This window comes from Kribbella sp. CA-245084, assembly GCF_050942355.1.
Classification (GTDB): domain Bacteria; phylum Actinomycetota; class Actinomycetes; order Propionibacteriales; family Kribbellaceae; genus Kribbella.
Genome location: NZ_CP192053.1, coordinates 5,233,160 through 5,250,080, shown reverse-complemented (window position 1 = coordinate 5,250,080; position 16,921 = coordinate 5,233,160). Strand labels below are relative to the sequence as shown.

The 16,921-nt window shown below is 68.3% G+C and carries 17 protein-coding genes; 8 read left to right on the top strand and 9 right to left on the bottom strand.

What is annotated here, in order from left to right; all coding sequences use genetic code 11:
* Both ACQPYH_RS25125 and ACQPYH_RS25120 read right to left on the bottom strand, forming a co-directional pair.
* Positions 1-780 (bottom strand): inositol monophosphatase family protein, encoded by a 780-nt coding sequence (locus tag ACQPYH_RS25125; RefSeq protein ID WP_432875936.1) that lies wholly within the window; start codon positions 778-780, stop codon positions 1-3.
* Between the two features lie 37 nt (positions 781-817).
* Positions 818-1,300 (bottom strand): MarR family winged helix-turn-helix transcriptional regulator, encoded by a 483-nt coding sequence (locus ACQPYH_RS25120; RefSeq protein ID WP_432875933.1) that lies wholly within the window; start codon positions 1,298-1,300, stop codon positions 818-820.
* 79 nt (positions 1,301-1,379) lie between these two features.
* Here ACQPYH_RS25120 and ACQPYH_RS25115 point away from each other — a divergent pair, with 79 nt between their 5' ends.
* Positions 1,380-1,952 carry an NADPH-dependent F420 reductase gene (locus tag ACQPYH_RS25115; RefSeq protein WP_432875931.1) on the top strand — a complete coding sequence of 191 codons (573 nt, stop codon included), beginning with the start codon at positions 1,380-1,382 and terminating at the stop codon, positions 1,950-1,952.
* A 17-nt stretch (positions 1,953-1,969) separates the two neighbouring features.
* Here ACQPYH_RS25115 and ACQPYH_RS25110 read toward each other — a convergent pair whose 3' ends face one another.
* A complete protein-coding gene (locus ACQPYH_RS25110; protein WP_432875928.1) occupies positions 1,970-2,599 on the bottom strand; it encodes a LysE family translocator in 630 nt (209 codons plus the stop codon).
* 91 nt (positions 2,600-2,690) lie between these two features.
* On the opposite strand from ACQPYH_RS25110, the gene ACQPYH_RS25105 reads away from it, so the two are divergent.
* Both ACQPYH_RS25105 and ACQPYH_RS25100 read left to right on the top strand, forming a co-directional pair.
* Positions 2,691-3,986 (top strand): BNR-4 repeat-containing protein, encoded by a 1,296-nt coding sequence (locus tag ACQPYH_RS25105; RefSeq protein WP_432875925.1) that lies wholly within the window; start codon positions 2,691-2,693, stop codon positions 3,984-3,986.
* A gap of 23 nt (positions 3,987-4,009) precedes the next feature.
* The gene (locus ACQPYH_RS25100) at positions 4,010-5,176 is read left to right on the top strand and encodes an MFS transporter (protein WP_432875922.1); all 1,167 of its coding nucleotides are present in this window, start codon (positions 4,010-4,012) and stop codon (positions 5,174-5,176) included.
* Here the strand turns inward: ACQPYH_RS25100 and ACQPYH_RS25095 are convergent.
* Positions 5,142-5,726: a TetR/AcrR family transcriptional regulator gene (locus ACQPYH_RS25095; protein WP_432875919.1), complete on the bottom strand. Its 585-nt coding sequence runs from the start codon at positions 5,724-5,726 to the stop codon at positions 5,142-5,144. The genes ACQPYH_RS25100 and ACQPYH_RS25095 overlap by 35 nt on opposite strands.
* 70 nt (positions 5,727-5,796) lie before the next feature.
* Between ACQPYH_RS25095 and ACQPYH_RS25090 the strand changes: the two genes are divergently transcribed.
* On the top strand, positions 5,797-6,876 hold the full coding sequence (locus ACQPYH_RS25090) for a serine hydrolase domain-containing protein (RefSeq protein ID WP_432875917.1): 1,080 nt from the start codon (positions 5,797-5,799) through the stop codon (positions 6,874-6,876).
* Here the strand turns inward: ACQPYH_RS25090 and ACQPYH_RS25085 are convergent.
* The gene (locus ACQPYH_RS25085; RefSeq protein ID WP_432875915.1) at positions 6,864-8,312 is read right to left on the bottom strand and encodes an alkaline phosphatase PhoX; all 1,449 of its coding nucleotides are present in this window, start codon (positions 8,310-8,312) and stop codon (positions 6,864-6,866) included. The two genes, ACQPYH_RS25090 and ACQPYH_RS25085, sit on opposite strands and share 13 nt — an antisense overlap.
* A 244-nt stretch (positions 8,313-8,556) precedes the next feature.
* Between ACQPYH_RS25085 and ACQPYH_RS25080 the strand changes: the two genes are divergently transcribed.
* A complete protein-coding gene (locus ACQPYH_RS25080) occupies positions 8,557-8,847 on the top strand; it encodes a hypothetical protein (RefSeq protein ID WP_432875912.1) in 291 nt (96 codons plus the stop codon).
* 196 nt (positions 8,848-9,043) lie between these two features.
* Here the strand turns inward: ACQPYH_RS25080 and ACQPYH_RS25075 are convergent, their stop codons facing one another.
* Positions 9,044-10,312 carry a S8 family peptidase gene (locus ACQPYH_RS25075; RefSeq protein WP_432875909.1) on the bottom strand — a complete coding sequence of 423 codons (1,269 nt, stop codon included), beginning with the start codon at positions 10,310-10,312 and terminating at the stop codon, positions 9,044-9,046.
* A 48-nt stretch (positions 10,313-10,360) separates the two neighbouring features.
* Between ACQPYH_RS25075 and ACQPYH_RS25070 the strand changes: the two genes are divergently transcribed.
* The 3 genes from ACQPYH_RS25070 to ACQPYH_RS25060 all read left to right on the top strand — a co-directional run bounded on the left by ACQPYH_RS25070 (position 10,361) and on the right by ACQPYH_RS25060 (position 14,135).
* Positions 10,361-13,003: a CHAT domain-containing protein gene (locus tag ACQPYH_RS25070; protein ID WP_432875906.1), complete on the top strand. Its 2,643-nt coding sequence runs from the start codon at positions 10,361-10,363 to the stop codon at positions 13,001-13,003.
* A 74-nt stretch (positions 13,004-13,077) separates the two neighbouring features.
* Positions 13,078-13,668, top strand: coding sequence for an RNA polymerase sigma factor (locus tag ACQPYH_RS25065; protein ID WP_432875904.1), 591 nt, complete (start codon positions 13,078-13,080; stop codon positions 13,666-13,668).
* Entirely contained in the window at positions 13,665-14,135 is a 471-nt protein-coding gene (locus tag ACQPYH_RS25060) for a hypothetical protein (RefSeq protein ID WP_130447484.1), read from the top strand. The genes ACQPYH_RS25065 and ACQPYH_RS25060 overlap by 4 nt, the downstream gene beginning before the upstream one ends.
* Here the strand turns inward: ACQPYH_RS25060 and ACQPYH_RS25055 are convergent.
* Genes ACQPYH_RS25055 through ACQPYH_RS25045 form a run of 3 tightly spaced genes read right to left on the bottom strand, consistent with a single transcriptional unit; the run spans position 14,125 to position 16,885 of the window.
* Complete coding sequence (locus tag ACQPYH_RS25055; RefSeq protein ID WP_432875901.1) at positions 14,125-14,556, bottom strand: VOC family protein; 432 nt, start codon at positions 14,554-14,556, stop codon at positions 14,125-14,127. The two genes, ACQPYH_RS25060 and ACQPYH_RS25055, sit on opposite strands and share 11 nt — an antisense overlap.
* A 19-nt stretch (positions 14,557-14,575) precedes the next feature.
* Positions 14,576-15,397 (bottom strand): IclR family transcriptional regulator domain-containing protein, encoded by an 822-nt coding sequence (locus ACQPYH_RS25050; protein WP_432875899.1) that lies wholly within the window; start codon positions 15,395-15,397, stop codon positions 14,576-14,578.
* A gap of 21 nt (positions 15,398-15,418) precedes the next feature.
* Positions 15,419-16,885 (bottom strand): amidohydrolase family protein, encoded by a 1,467-nt coding sequence (locus tag ACQPYH_RS25045; RefSeq protein WP_432875897.1) that lies wholly within the window; start codon positions 16,883-16,885, stop codon positions 15,419-15,421.
* Between the last annotated feature and the right edge of the window lie 36 nt (positions 16,886-16,921).

Sequence of the window (16,921 nt, the reverse complement as noted above, 5' to 3'; positions counted from 1 at the left end):
TCAGCCGGCCTTCGACTCGGATAGGTGTGGCGCCAAGAAGCCGAGTAGTTGGGTGTGGGCTTCGGGGGAGGCGGCGGCAAGGAGGCCGGGGGTGGTGTGGAGAGGGTCGCCGTGGAAGTTGGTGATGGGGAGGCCGGCGGCTTGGCAGAGGATGGTGCCGGCGGTGAAGTGGACGCTGGTCGGGCTGACGTTGTCGGCGATGTAGGCGGCATGGCGGCCGACGGCTACCCAGGCCAGGGCGAGGGTGGTGGAGAAGACGCGGAGGGCGAAGGCGGTGCGGAGCTTCTCGTCGGTCAGGAGTTGTGCGCCGAGGAACGGTCCGGTGCCGTCGATGTCGATGTCCACAAGCCGAGAGGCCGTGGAGGGTACGGCGGGACGGTCCGCGCCGTTGTGGCGGATGAAGACCGTCGTGCCGTCGGTCCAGAAGATCTCGTGGGTCAAGGGCTGGGCCACCGCGGCGATATCGCCGCTCGGGCTGCGAAGTGCGACGTTCACGGAGAACAGCGGATTCTGAGCCGCGAAGTTCAGGGTCCCGCAGAGCGGGTCGACCAACCAGGTGCGATCCGCCTCGCCGCTGGCGCCGTACTCCTCGCCGACGACCGCGTCGTCCGGACGGGCGCCCTGGATGACCCTCATGATCGCGCGTTCGGATTCCAGGTCGGCCTCTGTCGCGAAGTCGGTGCCGACCTTCGCGTACCGCTCCAGCTGCCCGCCGAATCTGTCCCGGATCACCGCAGCGCCGGCCTCCGCGGCCGCAACCGCCACCTCAGCATCATCCATACCGGCATCCAACACGACGCCGTGACCGGTCGGCACCTCAGCGCTGGTAGACCTCGCTGAGATTGCCTTCCGGATCGACCGACTCCAGGATCGCTCCGGTGATGTCGGCCAGCTGCGAGATCTGCTCAGGCGTGAGTACGTCGATGACGTGCCGGCGGACTGTTGCGACATGGCCGGGCGCAGTCGCGCGGATCTTCTTCCACCCGTCAGCGGTCAACCGTGCATTCGTCGCCCGCGCATCCTCCGGGCAAGGGAACCGCTCGACGATCCCGCGGTCCTCCAGCCGCTTCACGACGTGTGAGAGGCGGGGGAGGGTCGCGTTCGTTCGTTGGGCCAGCGCGGTCATGCGGAGCGTGCGCTTCGGCGCCTCGGACAGCATCGCCATCACGTAGTACTCGTAGTGCGTCAGCTCCGCGTCGCGCCGGAGCTGGGAGTCGAGTACGCCGGGCAGCAGCTCGAGTACGGCGGCCAGCCGCACCCACGCGGTCATCTCCGCGTCATCCAGCCATCGAGTGCTCACGACAACAGTCTAATGGTTGTAGCTACAACTATTCTGCGCTATCGTGATGGTTGAAGGTACAACCAAAAGGAGCGAGAGCATGACGCACGTCAGCATCATCGGTAGCGGCAACATGGGGCAGGCAATCTCGTCGGTCGTCGCCAAGGGCGGCAACACCGTCGAGCTGTTCAACTCCACCGACAAGGACAAGCCGGTCACGGGCGACGTCGTGATCCTCGCCGTGCCGTACCCGGCGATCGACCAGGTCCTCGCCGATCGCGCCGACCAGTTGAGCGGCAAGGTCGTCGTCGACATCACCAACCCGCTGAACTTCGAGACGTTCGACTCGCTGGTCGTGCCGGCGGACGGTTCGGCGGCGGCCGAGCTGGCCGAGAAGCTGCCGGACTCCAAGGTTCTGAAGGCTTTCAACACCACGTTCGCGGCGACGGTCGCGTCGGGCCAGGTGGGCGAGGTTCCGACCACCGTCCTGATCGCAGGCGACGACGCCGACGCCAAGGCGCAGTTCGCCGGGATCGTGTCCGCGGGCGGGCTGAAGGCAGTCGACGCCGGGGCGTTGAAGCGTGCCCGCGAGCTCGAGGCGGTCGGGTTCCTCCAGCTCACCCTCGCGGTCGGCGAGAAGGTCGCCTGGACCGGCGGCTTCGGCCTGGTCTGAGGACCAGCGGCTGAGTACTACCGCAGCAACGCGAGCCGTACGCCGAGGCCGATGAAGATCCCGCCCGTCGCCGTGTCGATCCGGCGGCGGGCGGTACGCCGGGAACGCAGCCAGCCGCCGATCCGCCCGGACAACAGTCCGACCGTGCCGTCGACAAGGAACTCCAGCACGATCAGGATCGCGCCGAGCACCGCGAACTGCAGCCACACCCGACCGTGCTCAGGCACCACGAACTGCGGCAGGAACGCGATCGTGAACGTCACCATCTTCGGGTTCAGCAGGTTCGTACTCAGCCCGGTCAGATAAGCCCTCCGCCCCGACATCGCAGCACCGGCCGGCGCATCGTCGATGGCGTCGTTCCGGTGCCGGATCATCTGCACCCCGAGATAAATCAGGTACGCCCCACCAACAACCCGTACGGCGGTGAACGCAACCGGCACCGCAGCGAACAGCGCAGCCAAACCAGCCGCCGCCACCGCGACATGGACAGCCTCACTCGTCGCAACCCCGGCCGTCGCGAGCAAGCCGGCCCGCGGACCGCTGCGCATCCCGCACCCGAGGATGAACAGCATGTCCGGCCCGGGCGTGATCATCGCGATGGTCGTCGTCAGCAGAAACGCGAGCAGTAGGTGCTGGTCGATCGGCATACCCCGATCGTCGCACGGCCGTCGGACAATTCTGACCGAATGCTGGCAAGCGCTTACCCTGAGCGCTGCAACGATGGAACACTGGGCGACCATGGATGCGCCTCGAGTGATCAATGACAACGGTGCTTGGTGCTGGTTCCAGGACGAGCGGGCCTTGGTCGATCCGGAGAGCGGCCTGCTGGTCGCCGGTTCGATCGCCGCGCCGGAGGGTCCCGGCGGAGACGAACGGGCCGGCAACGTCGAGCTGACCGTCGTAGATCTGCAGTCCGCTGCAACCCAGGTCGTCGTACTGCACGAGCAGTTCGAAGCCGACGATCACGACGTACCGGCGTTGTGGCGGCGGCGGGACGGTCGTTGGCTAGCGGTGTACACGAAGCACAAGACCGACGACCTGACCCGCTGGCGGATCAGTGAGCCGGGCGATCCGCGCACATGGGGACCGGAGCGGACGTTCGACTGGAGTGAGTTCACCGGCGGCCGCGGCGTCACCTACTCGAACCTGCATGAACTCGACGGCCGCCTCTACTGCTTCGCCCGTGCGGTGAACGACGACCCGTGCGCGCTCGTATCCGACGACGAGGGTGACACCTGGCAGTACGCCGGCAAGCTGTTCACCCGCCCGAAGGTCGGATACGTCAACGGCTACACGCGCTACGTCTCGACGCCGACGCGCGTCGACCTCATCACGACCGACCACCACCCGCGCGACTACAACAACTCGATCTACCACGGCTATCTCGAGGGCGGTGCTCTGCACCGGACCGACGGCACTGTGGTGGACGCCAAAGCGCTCGACGCCGACGCGCCGTCGCAGGTGGAGCTGACCAAGGTCCTCGCCGCGGACTCGGTCTGGGACGGCGAGCCGATGACGCACTGCTGGACCGTCGACATCCGCCGCGGCGATGACGGCTCGCTCGCTGCGGTGATGCTCGCTCGGCACGACGTACCGGAGACGCCGGAGGATGCGTTCGCGCGACAGCATCCGGTGCCGGACCATCGCTTCTTCTACGGACGTCTTGCGCCCGGCGGTACATGGCAGGTGCGGCAACTGGCCAAGGCGGGCCACGGTCTGCTGGTGCATGAGAACGACTACACCGGCCTGGTTGCGATCGACCCGTACGACCTCGACTCGCTCTACGTCTCGACGCCGATCGACCCGCGCGACGGCGCCGCACTGAAGCATCACGAGATCTTCCACGCCCGCATGAACGCCGGCGAGACAACCTGGACGCCCGTGACCGAGAACTCCACTGTCGACAATCTCCGCCCAATTGTCGCGCCCGGCGATCCGGCTCGCATCCCGCTGCTCTGGTTCCGCGGCGAGATGACGGCCTCGCAGCACTATGCGTGTGAGGTCGTCCTTCTGGATCGCCCGCGACAGACATAAGAACAAGCGGTACCATCTCAGCCATGACTGTTCCGGTACGGCGGTTGTGGGTGGCGGTCCTGTTCGGGTACCTCGCGTTCGGAGCCACGCTGCAGGCGTTGCCGTCGTACGTGCCGGAGAAGTTCGGCGGCGGCGCGCTGGCGAGCGGGACCGCGGTCGGGATCGCGTTCCTGGCGACGGCGTGCGGGCGGCCGTTCGCGGGCCGGCTGGCGGATGCGGGCCGGTCGCGACCGGTCGTCCTGGCCGGGGGAGTGCTGGCAGCGATTGGGGGCCTCGGGCAACTGCTTGCGCCGAACCTGGGGCTGCTGCTGGTCGCGCGGCTGGTGATGGGCGCGGGTGAGGCGGCGCTGTTCTCCGCGGCACTGCCGTGGGTGCTGTCGGGTGCGCGGGTGGCGCAACGCGGGCGGTTGGCCGGCTGGTTCGGTCTGTCGATGTGGGGCGGGCTGGCCGCGGGGCCGGTGATCGCGACGCTGGTCGGCGACCGGGTGTGGTGGGTCGTCGTAGGGCTGTCGCTGGCGTCGGCGGCGCTGGTGCTGACCACCCGCACCGAGCCGGGTGGAGGTGGCGTGGCGGCCGACCCGCGTCGTCGGCGGGTAGGGCCGGGGGGAGGCGCGCGGATCGGTTGGCTTGGTGATCTGTTGCCCAGCGGCGTCCAGTTGCCTGGAGCAACTATTGGTCTGGCTGCCTACTGCTACGGGACGGTGGCCGCCTTGCTGGTACTCCGATTGCGTTCCGACGACATCGGCGTCGACAACATCGCGCTCGCGGTGTTCGCGGCCGGGTTTCTGGTGACGAGGTTTGCCGGCAGCCCGTTGGTCGATCGCATCGGCGGCCGCAGCGTGGTGTGCACCACCGTGACGCTCGAGATCGTGGCCCTCGTAGGACTCGCCGTGGCCAAGGACGACGCGACGGCGATCACCTTCACCGCGCTTGCCGGCGTAGGGCTCGCGCTGGTCTATCCCGCCTGTATCTCGATGACGTTGGATCGGGTGGACGGGATGCGGCCGGGCGTATCGATGGGGGTGATGACGTCGTTCTGGGATCTCGGCGTCATGGCTGCGGGCCCGCTCGGTGGTCTGATTGCCCAACGGGCCGGCTATCAACAAGCGTTCCTCGTCGCGGCCGGAGCCGGACTGGCGTGTGTCCTGGTCGCTCTCAGAGTGCCGAGTCGAGCAGGGTCTCCACGATGACCCGCGCCTCCGCGCCGAGCCCCGGATCCTGGTCGACCGCGCTGATCAGCGTCGCGCCTTCGAGTACGACGACCAACTGCCGCGCCGTCCGCGATGGATCATGAGCCCCCGCCTTCGTCAGCAATCGCTCGAAAAGCTCGCGGTAGAAGGCGAGATGCTCTCGCGCGAGTCGCCGCGGCGCGCCGTCCTGACCGCGGTCCTCGGTCGCGGCGTTCATCATCGCGCAGCCGCGGAACCCGGCTTCGGCGTACCAGCTTGCGACGAGGTCGAAGACGGCGAGGATCTGGTCGCGGCCGGGCGGTGCCTGCTCGACCGCTGCGTTGTGCCAGGCGCGGACCCGTCGGGTGCGGTCGGCAAGCACTGCTTCGACCAGGCCGTCCTTCGACCCGAAGTTCTTGTAGATGGTCAGCTTGGACGCGCCGGCGGCCTCGACGATCTCGTTGATCCCGGTCGCGTGGATCCCGCGCCGGCCGAACACGTCCGCCGCCGCCTTCAGGATCCGGGCCTTCGTCGCTTCCGGATCCAACCGTTCCCCAGCCTTGACCGGCATCGTCCAACCACCTCCAGAACCCAGCCTACCGAGCTGGACCTAGATGAGAACGATCGGTACTATCAAGACCATGTGGACAGCATCAGGATTCGAGCACGTGGCCGAGGCCTTCGATCGGAACTTCACCGAGCGCGGCGAGCTCGGCGCAGCGTTCGCGGCGTACCACCGCGGCGAGCTGGTCGTCGACCTGTGGCGCGGGATCGCCGACCCGGAAACGGGCCGAGCGTGGGATCACGACACGATCCACCTGATGTTCTCGGGGACCAAGGGCCTCACCAGCGCGTGCGTCCTGTTGCTGGTGCAACGTGGCCAGCTGTCGTTCGACGATCCGCTGAGTCGCTACTGGCCCGAGTTCGGTGCCGAGGGCAAGGATCGGATCACGGTCGCCGAGGTGCTGTCCCACCAGGCCCGCCTGCCGTGGGTCGAGGCCGGGTACGCCGATCTGCTCGACCACGACGCGATGGCAGCACACCTCGCCGCGCAGGCGCCGGCGTCTGATCCGCGCACCGCGTTCATGTACCACCCGGTGACCTGGGGTTGGCTTCTCGACGAGCTGGTACGACGGGTTGACGGCCGCACAGTCGGGCAGTTCTTCGCCGACGAGTTCGCCGTACCGCTGCAGCTCGAAGTCTGGATCGGTTTGCCCGAGGAGCTGCACTGGCGAGCAGCGACGATGGTCGCTCCGGAAGGCGTACTCGTCGACGGACCGTGGTCGGAGTTGAACCGGCCCAACCCGCTGTGGGTTCCAGGTTCGGAGAAGATCTGGAACAGCGGCGAGTACCGCAGCGCCGGGCTTGCGGCGGTCGGTGGCTATGCGACAGCGCGTGGGATGGCGAAGTTCTACGACTCCCTCTTAGGAGACGGTGTTCTCTCGCCGGAGATCGTCGAGCTCGGTCGCCGGGAGATCCGGCGTGGCATCGAGCCGACGTGGGGGAGTCCGATGGTCTACGGCGCCGGGTTCGAGTTGCAGACCGGCGACGGCCCGGCCGACGCCTTCGGTCACCCGGGAGCAGGCGGCTCGCGGCACGGCGCATGGCCGGGCCGCGAGACCGCCTTCTCTTACCTGATGAACGAGGTGCGCGTCGGACCAGACGAACGCTCGCTGACCCTTCTCGCTGCCTTGTCGGGGAGTCGGGCTCAGCCGAGGTAGTCGCGCCACGGGCCGGTGATGGCCAGCGTGATCCCCGGCGTCTGGATGTTGACGAACAGCACCTTGCCGTCCGCGGAGAACGTCGGACCGGTGAACTCCGAGTCGTTCAGCATGTTCCGGGCGATCGCGTACGTCGGTCCGCCCGGCGTCGCGCTCAGCACGTGGCTGCTGGCCTGACCGTCCTCGGCCAGGATCAGCGAGCCCCACGGCGTCACGGTGACATTGTCCGGGCTGTCGAAGTTCAGGTCGTCGTACTTCGCCTCGGGGCCCTTGTTCGCGGCGGCGTTCTCGGGGAAGTACGTGACCAGCTGGATGGTCTTCGCGTCGTAGTTGTAGAACCACACCATGCCGTCGTGCGGTACGGCGTCGGCGGGCAGGTCGGCGGTGCCGGACTCGGCGTACGAGTTCACGACGTACACGCCCTGCTTGGTGCCGTAGACGCCCTCGAACTTCTTGCCGCGGGTGATCTGGCCGTCGGTGAACTGCTTGCGGACCGAGGTCGTCGCGCCGTCGCGGTCCGGCACCGGCACCCAGGTGGTGCGGAACGGACGGAGCAGCTGGGCCGAGGTCAGGTACGCGACGTCCGGGATCGGCTTGCCGTCGTCACCGAGGATCGCCAGCGCCTCGAGCGTGCCGAAGTCCTTGTTCTGCAGGTCCTGCCAGCTGCGCGAGCTGAGCCGGTAGCCGCGCGGCGCCGACCAGCGGTAGAACGAGCCGGTGGGGCCGGAGGCGTCCTCGGACAGGTAGATGTGCGTGCGGTCCTCGTCGATCGCGAGCGCCTCGTGCGCGTAGCGACCGAGGGCCTTCAGCGGCACCGGGTGCGCGGTCTTGCCGTCGGCCCAGACCTCGAAGACGTAGCCGTGGTCCTTCAGCCGGGTGGTGCCGTTGGCCTTGTTCTCGGTCTCCTCGCACGTCATCCAGGTGCCCCACGGCGTCGGGCCGCCGGCGCAGTTGGTGATCGTGCCGGAGATGCCGACCCACTCGCCGAGGTTCTTGCCGTCGCCGTCGACGGAGATGACCGTGCAGCCGCCGGCCGCACCGACACCGCTGTCGTACACGGTGCCCTCGATCGCCGGTACGCCGAGCGGGTCGGCGGCACCGATCTCGTGGTTCTGGATCAGCGTGTAGGTGCCGTGCCGGCTGCCGTCGAAGACCGCGGTGCCGTCGTGCAGGGCCGGCGTCGCCTGACCGCTCTTCAGCTTGGTCTCGCCGGCCTGGGTGACGACCCGGTACTTGAACCCGGCCGGCAGCGCGAGCAGGCCCTTCGGGTCGTCGAGCAGCGGCGGGAAGGGCCGGTGCTGCGGGAACGGCGTGTGGCCGCTGCGCGAAGCGGGCGCAGCCTCGGCCAGCGTCGGCACGGCGCCGACTGCGGTGAAACCGACTCCGGCCGCACCTACGGCGGCTCCGCGGAGGACGGAACGACGATCGACAGACATGCAATGCTCCTTGACAGGCGGTTTCCCGAGTTTCCACGATCCTTCAGGTCGCCGGCTGACAAGTGGCAAACAGAATCTGAACAACATTCGTGCGATACATCTGCAACGAATACAGCTGTTCCGCCGTCTACTGTGGGAGGTGATGGTGATGCGGACAGTGAGCGTCGTACTCGCGACAGGCTGCCTTTTGGTTGCTTGCGGCAATAACACCGGAACTGACACCGGAACGGGAGGGACTCCTTCGATGACACCCAGCCCCACGAGCAGCAGCAGTACTCCGCCGGCCGGCGGGCAGGTCGAGCAGGCCAAGGCCGACCTCGCCAAGCGGCTGGGTATCGACGCGGCCCGGGTGACGGTGGTGAGTTCGGAGGAAGTCACCTGGTCGGACGGCAGCCTCGGCTGTCCGGAGCCGGGGATGATGTACACCCAGGCGCTGGTGCCGGGTGGGCGGATCATCCTCGAGGTCGACGGTACGCAGTACAACTACCACTCGGGCGCCAACCGTGCGCCGTTCCTCTGTGAGCATCCGAAGTAGCTGTCACGTTGGAAACTTTCCTGATGACCGGGTGTATCAACCGGCACCGAGGGTGACTCCGCACCAATGTGGGGGGAAGCCTTCGAGTTGTTGCAGGGGGGAGGACAACGCGGGGGCGCGCAGAGGGGGTGGCTGACGTGGTGCGGGAGGTCCGGCGGTCAGGCCGGTTGGTCCCGCACCGCGTCAGCGCGTCAGGTCAGCTGACTGACGTGATCGCGTCGCCGGCCCGCAGGACCGGACCGACGCCCGGCTCCGGCTGGGTCAGCGCGAAGGCGAGCAACGCGTCGGCTGCTTGCTTGGCGTTCTCGCCGGTGAGCGACATCCGCCCGGCGATCAGACCCGCGACGAGTGGCGTCGCGAACGACGTACCGCTCCATCGCGCCATGCCGGCGAACGAGCGCAACTGGCCGGTGTTCGGCGGTTCGGTGCACTCGTAGTCGCCGGTGAGGAACGCGTTGACCAGGTTCTCGCCCGGCGCGTAGACGTCGACCCAGCCGCCGAAGTTGCTGAACGACGCCCGGTCCCGCCCGTTCTCTGCGAGCGCTCCGACGCCGACGGTCTCCGGGAACGCCGCCGGCCAGAAGTAGTCCCGGCTCGACTCGTTGCCGGCCGCGGCGACCAGCGTGAGGCCGTTGACGCGGTTGAGCCGGGTCTGGATGAACACGTCCAGACCGAGCGCCGGCAGGTCGAACCGCGTCCGGGTGCCCGCCGACAGACTGATGATGTCCGGCGCGAGATCCAGTACTTCGTCCAGCGCCGCGGCGAGGTCGAACTCCCACATCGCGCCGGCCGAGGTGAAGTAGCTCTTCACCACGATCTCGACGTTGCGAGCGATCGCCCGCATGACCCCGGCGATGAACGTGCCGTGGCCGGCGTACGGCCGGATCCGGCCCGAACCGTCGAACGCGTTCTCCGGGTCACCGGTCACACCGTTCAGCCAGTACGCCGCCGGCGCATCCGACCAGCCGACATCCAGTACGACGACCTTCACGCCCCGGCCGTCCGCGGCGCCCGCGGGCAGGAACGGAGTCGGCAGCACCGGGTCCGGCGGGATCCCGGGCGGCACCTCCTCCGGCTCGGTCGCCGGACACGGGCTGACGCTGGGCGTTACATAGAACAAGTGCTCGGGCGTCACCACGCCGCGTCCGAGCCGCAGGTCGGCGTACATCAGGAACCGCTGGGTGACAGAGCGATCCTCCGGCGCGTCGCCCGGCACCTTCTCCGGCAGCAGCAACCGGGTCACGCCGCCGATCCCACCCTCGGCCGGGCGGCCGCCCTGGAAGAGCTCGATCACCCGGGTGACGTCCTCGTCCCGGACCAGGACGACTCCCGTGCGGTACAGATAGTCGGCGCCCTCCGGCCGCTTCTGCCAATCCTCGGGATGGACCTCGACCTCGCGTCCGAACGCGGCCAGAATCAGTTCGATCTGAGCGATGTATTTTCGGTCGCTCGTTTGATCCGCCATTTACTTCCTTCCCCCCTCGATGAATGCAACGGCCGTTATCATTTCAGAATGCCGACGGCCGGGGGGAGTGCCGAGGCAGCAGAAAATCTGCTGCCGCTCGCGTTGTCGCGCCCGCACGACGCGATCGCGTCCGCCCGCAGCCTGCTGGCGAGTGATCCGCTCGCGATCGAGGCCTCGTTCGCGCATCAGGCCTGGGGCATCAGTCTGCGGCAGCTCGGCGACATCCCGGCGGCGGTCCGCGAGTTGCGTACGGCGCTGCGGCTCGCCGAGCAGTCAGGGCGTTCGGAGCGTGAAGCGGATGTCCTTGCCACATTGGGCGCAACGCTCGGTCGGGCGGGCCGGAGTCGCGAGGGATTGGCGCGGCTCGATCGTGCGGTCGAGCTGAGTCGCGGTGCGCTGACGGGGCGAGTGCTGGTGCGGCGTGCCGACGTACTGCTGGTGCTCGGGCGGCATCGCGAAGCGCTGGACGATCTGCGGCTGGCGATCGAGCGGTTGCGGCGTTCGGGCGATCAGGTCTGGGAGGCGCGGTCGCGGAACTATCGCGGTTTCATCCAGCTCGCGTTGGGTGGCACGAAGCGGGCGGACGCGGATTTCGCGGTCGCCGAGAAGTTGTACGCAGCGACCGGTCAGGAGTTCGAGTACGCCGAAGCGCGGCAGAATCGCGGATTGGTCGCGTACTCGCGCGGCGATCTGCCGTCGGCGCTGCGCTACCTCGACGAAGCGGGACGACGGTTCGCGGCGGTCGGTGTCGTCTGGCCGGACCTCGCGATCGACCGCTGCGGCGTACTGCTCGCTGCCGGGCTGAGCGCGGAGGCGCTGGCCGAGATGGATCAGGCGATCGCCCAGATGGAAGCAGAGGGCGGTACGGCGACCAAGCGGGGCGAGCTGTGGTTCGCGGCGGCGACGGCGGCGCTCGCGGCGGGTGATCCGCAGGCCGCGCAGGACCGGGCGGATCGGGCGCGGCGGTTGTTCTCCGCGCAGCGCCGGGAGTGGTGGTCGGTGCGGTCTTCGATGGTGCAGTTGGAGGCTCGCTATCAGGCCGGCGAGCGTGGCGAGTCGTTGTTGCGCCGAGTCAGTGCGGCCGCTCGGCGACTCGACGCGTTGGGTGCGTCCGACGCGTCGGCGGCGCATCTGCTGGCCGGTCGGCTCGCGTTGGCCGGCGGGCGGTCGCGTACTGCGGATCGTGAGCTGGAGCTGGCCGGTCAGCACAGCAAGGACACGCCGCCGATGGCTCGGAGCGCCGCGTGGCTGGGGAAGGCGTTGCGGGCCGAGGCTCGAGACGATGTGCGCGGGATGTTGTCGGCGTGCGGTCGCGGGCTCGATGCGTTGGACGAGCATCGGCTGACGATGGGGGCGACTGAGTTGCGGGCGTTGGCGACCGGTCAGGGTGCGGAGCTGGCGGAGTTGGCGCTGCGGGACGCGTTGCGGCGGGATGATCCGCGGCGCTTGCTGGTCTGGGGAGAGCGGTGGCGGGCGACGGCGTTGGGGGTTCCGCCGGTTCGGCCGTCGGATGACGAGCAGTTGGGCGCTGACCTGGCAGCTTTGCGCGACGTCGTACGGCGATCGGATGCGTCGACTGATCCTTCGTTGGAGAAGGAACGCCGGCGGCTGGAGAAGGCTGTTCGGGATCGGGCGTTGCGGGCGCAGGGCGGGACGTTGGGCGGTGCGGCGTCGCGGTTCGACGTTGATGCGCTGGTTGATGCCTTGGGCGAGACGGCGCTCGTCGAGTTGATCGAGGTCGATGGCGTCCTGCACGCGGTGGTGGTGCAGGACGGGCGCATCACCCGCCACGAGGTCGGCCCGCTCGCTGCTGCCGCAGTCGAGGTCGAACGCTCTCGCTTCCGCTTACGCTGGCTCGCCCATGCCCGCCCATCAGCGCGCCCGCAGACAGGCGCTGCGGGTGGTGCGCGGGGGCGGGAGTATCGGGGGCCTTCGCTCGACGTGCTGGGGCAGCGGCTTGGGGATGCGATTCTCGGGAGTGCGCAGGAGCTGCTGGGGGATCGGGCGGTCGTGATGGTGCCGCCGGGTCGGTTGCAGGCGTTGCCTTGGGGGCTGGTGCCGGCGTTGGCTGAGCGGCCGGTGAACGTGGTGCCGTCGGCGGCTACCTGGCTGAGGGCGCGGCGGTTGCGGCCGCCGGCTGATCGACGGGTGGTGCTGGTGCTCGGGCCAGGGTTGTCGGCTGGCCGGGCGGAGGTCATGCGGTTGGCCGAGAAGTACCCGGACGCGACCGTGCTGGCCGACGGCGACGCGACCGCGGAGAAGGTACTGCGTGAGCTCGACGGCGCGTGGATCGCGCACATCGCGGCGCACGGGACGTTCCGCGCGGACAGCCCGCTGTTCTCGTCGTTGCGGCTCGACGACGGGCCGCTGACCGTATACGACTTCGAGCGGCTGCGCAGAGCGCCGTACCGGATGGTGTTGTCGAGTTGCGACTCCGGGCTGGCGAAGCCCGTCGGTGCGGATGAGCTGTTGGGGTTGAGCAGCAGTCTGATTCCGTTGGGTGCGGCGGGGATCCTCGCGAGCGTCGTACCGGTGAACGATCCGGCCACCGCGCCGCTGATGCTCGCGTTGCACGACAACCTGCAGTCCGGTCAGTCGCTGGCGACCGCGTTCGCCGGCGCACAGACCGAGGCCCGCGGCGATCCCGTGACGATCGCCGCAGCGCGATCCTTTGTCGCGCTCGGCGCCTAGCGACCGGATGTATCAGCAGTGGTCCGGACCGACTCTGTACTAGTGAAGGGGTCCGGTGAGAGAAGGGGGGCGGCATGCGGGACGACCCGACAGTCGTCGACCTGGTCACCCGGGCCAGGGACGGCGAGAAGAATGCCTGGGACGAGCTGGTGGAGCGGTACGCCCCACTGGTCTTCTCAGTGTGCCGACGGTATCGATTGGCGCAGCCTGATATCGACGATGTCGGGCAGAGCGTCTGGTTGCGGTTGGTCGAGCATCTGCCCGGCCTGCGCGAGCCGGCGGCGTTGCCGGGCTGGATCGCGACGACGACGCAGCGGGAATGCTTTCGGTTGATCCGATCGACCAGCCGGGTCGAGCCGGTCGACCTGGCGGAGTCGCCCGACGTACCCGAGCAGGCGATCGCCGAAGAGGAAGTGCTGCGGCACGAACGCCGGACGATCCTGCGGACCGCGTTCGCGGAGTTGTCGCGACAATGCCAGCTCTTGCTGGCCTTGCTGATCCAGGATCCGCCGGCGCCGTACGGCGAGATCAGCCGGCGACTGCAGGTGCCGATCGGCAGCATCGGGCCGAACCGGGCCCGCTGCCTGACCAAGCTGCGGCAAACGCCCGCGCTGGTGTTGCTGGCGGCGGACGGACCCGATTTTGATCAAGGGACGAGGGGGTGAGAACCGTGATGAATCCGGACTGGAACGACGACGAGAAGTTGATTGATGCCCTGCGGGACGCGCTGGCGTCTTCCGACGAGGTGCCGGCCGCGTTCGTCGACGCCGGTAAGGCCGCGTTCGCGTGGCGGACCATCGACGCCGAACTGGCGGCGCTCACCTACGACTCGGCCTGGGATTCACTGGATGCGCTGGCGATCCGGTCCGAGAGCGCGATCCTGCGGTCGCTCACCTTCGCCTCGGACGGCTGGACGGTCGAGCTCGAGCTGACACCCGACGCCGTCCTCGGTCAGTTGGATCCGCCCGAAGCCGGAGCGGTCAGTGCCCGCGGTGAGAGCGGCAAGCTGGCCACGACGGACATCGACGACCTCGGCTTCTTCGTCCTCCACCCGCCGCCGAACGTACCATACCGTTTGGTATGCACGACCACGTCGGGGACCACGATCCTCACCGGCTGGATCACGCCATAAACACCTGCGAGTCGTCCGCGAACGCCTTGAATTCAAGGGCATTCCCGGCCGGGTCGAGGAAGAACATCGTCCACTGCTCGCCGGTCTGACCCTGGAACCGCACATACGGCTCGATCACGAACTCGGTGCCGGCCGCCTTCAATCGCTCCGCGAAGGTCTGGAACTGATCGACGGTCAGGATCAGCCCGAAGTGCGGCACGGGTACGTCGTGACCGTCGACCGGGTTGTGGATCCGCTGCTGCCGCTCCGGGGCGACGTGGGTGACGAACTGGTGGCCGCGCAGGTTCCAGTCGATCCAGGTCTCGGAGCTGCGGCCCTGCTCGAGGCCGAGGACCTCGCCGTAGAAGTGCCGCGCCGTGTCGAGGTCGTCGACCGGCATTGCGAGATGGAAGCGGGGGATGGGGGAGTCGAGAACGGTCATGCTGTAATTCAAGCAGCATTCAGGCAGTCGTCTCGTGTCGTTGCTCGATCTCCACGTGGGGCCGAGATTGCCACAGGGCCCACTCCGCACTGACGTCGCCCGCAGTACGCAGCAGCTGCGGCAGATGGTCGTGCAACAGCGTGTCGACCGTGGTCTCGGCGGCATGGACGGTCACGTTCATTGCGGCCCGGACCGTGCCGGTTCCGTCGCGGACCGGCACCGCGACCGAGCGAACGCCCGGCGCGAGCTCCTCGTCGGCCAGCGCCCATCCGCGGGCGCGGATCTCGGTGAGCTCGTCGCGCAACTGGTCAGCCGTCCGACCGATGTACGGCGGGAGGCCGGCGCGGCTGGGCAACGCGAGTACGTCGGCCAGCTCGGCGGGGGAGAGCGCTGAGAGCAGCACCTTGCCTTGAGAGGTCTGAGCGGCCGGGAACCTGGTCCCGATGTCTACCCGCAGCGCGATCAGTTTTGGCACCGATACGCGAGCGACGTACACGATGTCCGAGCCGTCGAGCTGTGCCATCGACGACGACTCACCGGTCCGGCCGACGAGTGACTCGAGGTGCGGTTTCGCGATGTCCCACAGTCCGAGCGAACCGACGTACGCCATCCCGAGGGTGAGCACCTTCGGGGTGAGTTGGAAGGCGCCGTCGCTGGTGCGGACGAATCCCAGCTCCTCGAGGGTGAGCAGCAGGCGGCGCGCGGTCGGCCGGGCCAGACCGGCCGCGGTCGCCACCTCGCTGAGGGACATGGTCCGGTGGTCGGCGTCGAAGCAGGCAAGCACATCCAGCCCGCGAGCCAGCGACTCGACGAAATCCGGACCTGCGCCACGCCCTGCCATCTGTTGCTCCTCCTCGATCGACTAATGCTCACCGAAGATGGTGCCACGTGCTTCCCGCGTCGAGTCGGACTTGTAGTCGGTGTACTGGTACGGGTTGTCGAGCACCTCGCCCTTCGGCAGCTCCGGGTTCATCCCGCTCCGCCACGCCTCCTCGCCGAGCGTCGAACGCAGGTAGTCGACGGTGGACTCGACCTCCCGGCGTACGGCGGTGAGGTCGCAGCCGACGAGTTGATGGTCGTGCTTCACGACGAGGCCGTCGACGATCACGGTGTGTACGTCGCCGCGCTGGGACTGGAACGCCACCTGGCCGTACGGGTTGATCAGCGGGAACGAGACCGGGGACGAGTCGTTCTTGATCAGGATGACGTCGGCCGTCTTGCCTGGTTCGAGGCTGCCGAGGTCGTCGCGGCCGAGGGCCTTCGCACCGCCGCGGGTCGCCCAGTCGACGACATGCTCGGCGCGCAGATGGCTGTGGGTCACGGTGGCGCCCTTCATGTGCGCCTCGAGATGTTCGCGGGCCCGATCGGCGCCGAGCGTGGTCCGCATCGAGCTGAACAGGTCGCCGCTCCACCAGACGCTCGTGTCCATCGACAGCGATACCGGGATGTTGTGCCGGCGTACCTGCCAGGTGGGCGGGTAGCCCTGGCCGGCGCTCTGCTCGGACTCGGTGGAGACCGAGATCGAGCCGCCGGTCGCGGCGATCCGCTGGTACGAGTCGGTGGTGAGGGTGGCCGCGTGGACGTAGATGTTCTGCGGCGTCATGAACTCGTTCTCGTGCATCAGCTTGATGCCGTTGTCGTTGGTCGCACCCCACACGCCCGCGTGCGTGGTCACGCCGAGCCCGAGCTCCCGGGCCACCTCGAAGGCTGCCTTCTCCGGGAAGGCCGGGTCGCCGGTCACGTCGAAGGCCAGCTGCAGCCCGAGCTTCGAGTCGTCGCGCATCCGCTCCAGGAACGAACGCACCGCCGGGTCCGCGGTCCACTCCCACGGTCCGGCCTGAATGTTGCCGTAGGCAAGAACAAACCGCCCGGGTACGGCGCGCAGCGCGTCCGCGGCCGCCTCGGCGTGGTCGACGCTCTGCAGGCCGTGTGACCAGTCGACGGTCGTGGTGACACCGGCCTCGAGCGACTCCCAGGCCGAAGTCAGGTTGCCGGCATGGATGTCCTCGGGCCGGAACGTCTTCCCGTGCTCGAGGTAGTACCAGACGAAGTACTGCGTCAGCGTCCAGTCGGCGCCGTACGCGCGCATCGCGGTCTGCCACATGTGCCGATGGGTGTCGATCATGCCCGGCATCACGATGCCGCCGGTCGCGTCGATCACCTGGGTGTTCTCGGGGACTTCGAGCGCCTGGCCGACGGCAGCAATCTGATTGTCAACAATCAGAACATCACCGTTGTCGACAATCGTGTGCTGGTCGTCCATGGTCAGCACGGTCCCGCCGCGCAGCAGGATCGGCCGGCCCGCCAGCGGCGTCTCGGCAGTGGTCATGATTCCCCTCCAGCAAGTATCCGGACATACGTCCGT

Excerpts from the sequence above, each read along its gene's own strand:
- ACQPYH_RS25075 (WP_432875909.1), bottom strand. The coding sequence starts at position 10,312 with ATGGCGGATCAAACGAGCGACCGAAAATACATCGCTCAGATCGAACTG.
- ACQPYH_RS25080 (WP_432875912.1), top strand. The coding sequence starts at position 8,557 with ATGACACCCAGCCCCACGAGCAGCAGCAGTACTCCGCCGGCCGGCGGG.
- ACQPYH_RS25105 (WP_432875925.1), top strand. The coding sequence starts at position 2,691 with ATGGATGCGCCTCGAGTGATCAATGACAACGGTGCTTGGTGCTGGTTC.
- ACQPYH_RS25055 (WP_432875901.1), bottom strand. The coding sequence starts at position 14,556 with ATGACCGTTCTCGACTCCCCCATCCCCCGCTTCCATCTCGCAATGCCG.
- ACQPYH_RS25050 (WP_432875899.1), bottom strand. The coding sequence starts at position 15,397 with ATGGCAGGGCGTGGCGCAGGTCCGGATTTCGTCGAGTCGCTGGCTCGC.
- ACQPYH_RS25065 (WP_432875904.1), top strand. The coding sequence starts at position 13,078 with ATGCGGGACGACCCGACAGTCGTCGACCTGGTCACCCGGGCCAGGGAC.
- ACQPYH_RS25125 (WP_432875936.1), bottom strand. The coding sequence starts at position 780 with ATGGATGATGCTGAGGTGGCGGTTGCGGCCGCGGAGGCCGGCGCTGCG.
- ACQPYH_RS25100 (WP_432875922.1), top strand. The coding sequence starts at position 4,010 with ATGACTGTTCCGGTACGGCGGTTGTGGGTGGCGGTCCTGTTCGGGTAC.
- ACQPYH_RS25115 (WP_432875931.1), top strand. The coding sequence starts at position 1,380 with ATGACGCACGTCAGCATCATCGGTAGCGGCAACATGGGGCAGGCAATC.
- ACQPYH_RS25095 (WP_432875919.1), bottom strand. The coding sequence starts at position 5,726 with ATGCCGGTCAAGGCTGGGGAACGGTTGGATCCGGAAGCGACGAAGGCC.
- ACQPYH_RS25110 (WP_432875928.1), bottom strand. The coding sequence starts at position 2,599 with ATGCCGATCGACCAGCACCTACTGCTCGCGTTTCTGCTGACGACGACC.
- ACQPYH_RS25045 (WP_432875897.1), bottom strand. The coding sequence starts at position 16,885 with ATGACCACTGCCGAGACGCCGCTGGCGGGCCGGCCGATCCTGCTGCGC.
- ACQPYH_RS25090 (WP_432875917.1), top strand. The coding sequence starts at position 5,797 with ATGTGGACAGCATCAGGATTCGAGCACGTGGCCGAGGCCTTCGATCGG.
- ACQPYH_RS25085 (WP_432875915.1), bottom strand. The coding sequence starts at position 8,312 with ATGTCTGTCGATCGTCGTTCCGTCCTCCGCGGAGCCGCCGTAGGTGCG.
- ACQPYH_RS25070 (WP_432875906.1), top strand. The coding sequence starts at position 10,361 with ATGCCGACGGCCGGGGGGAGTGCCGAGGCAGCAGAAAATCTGCTGCCG.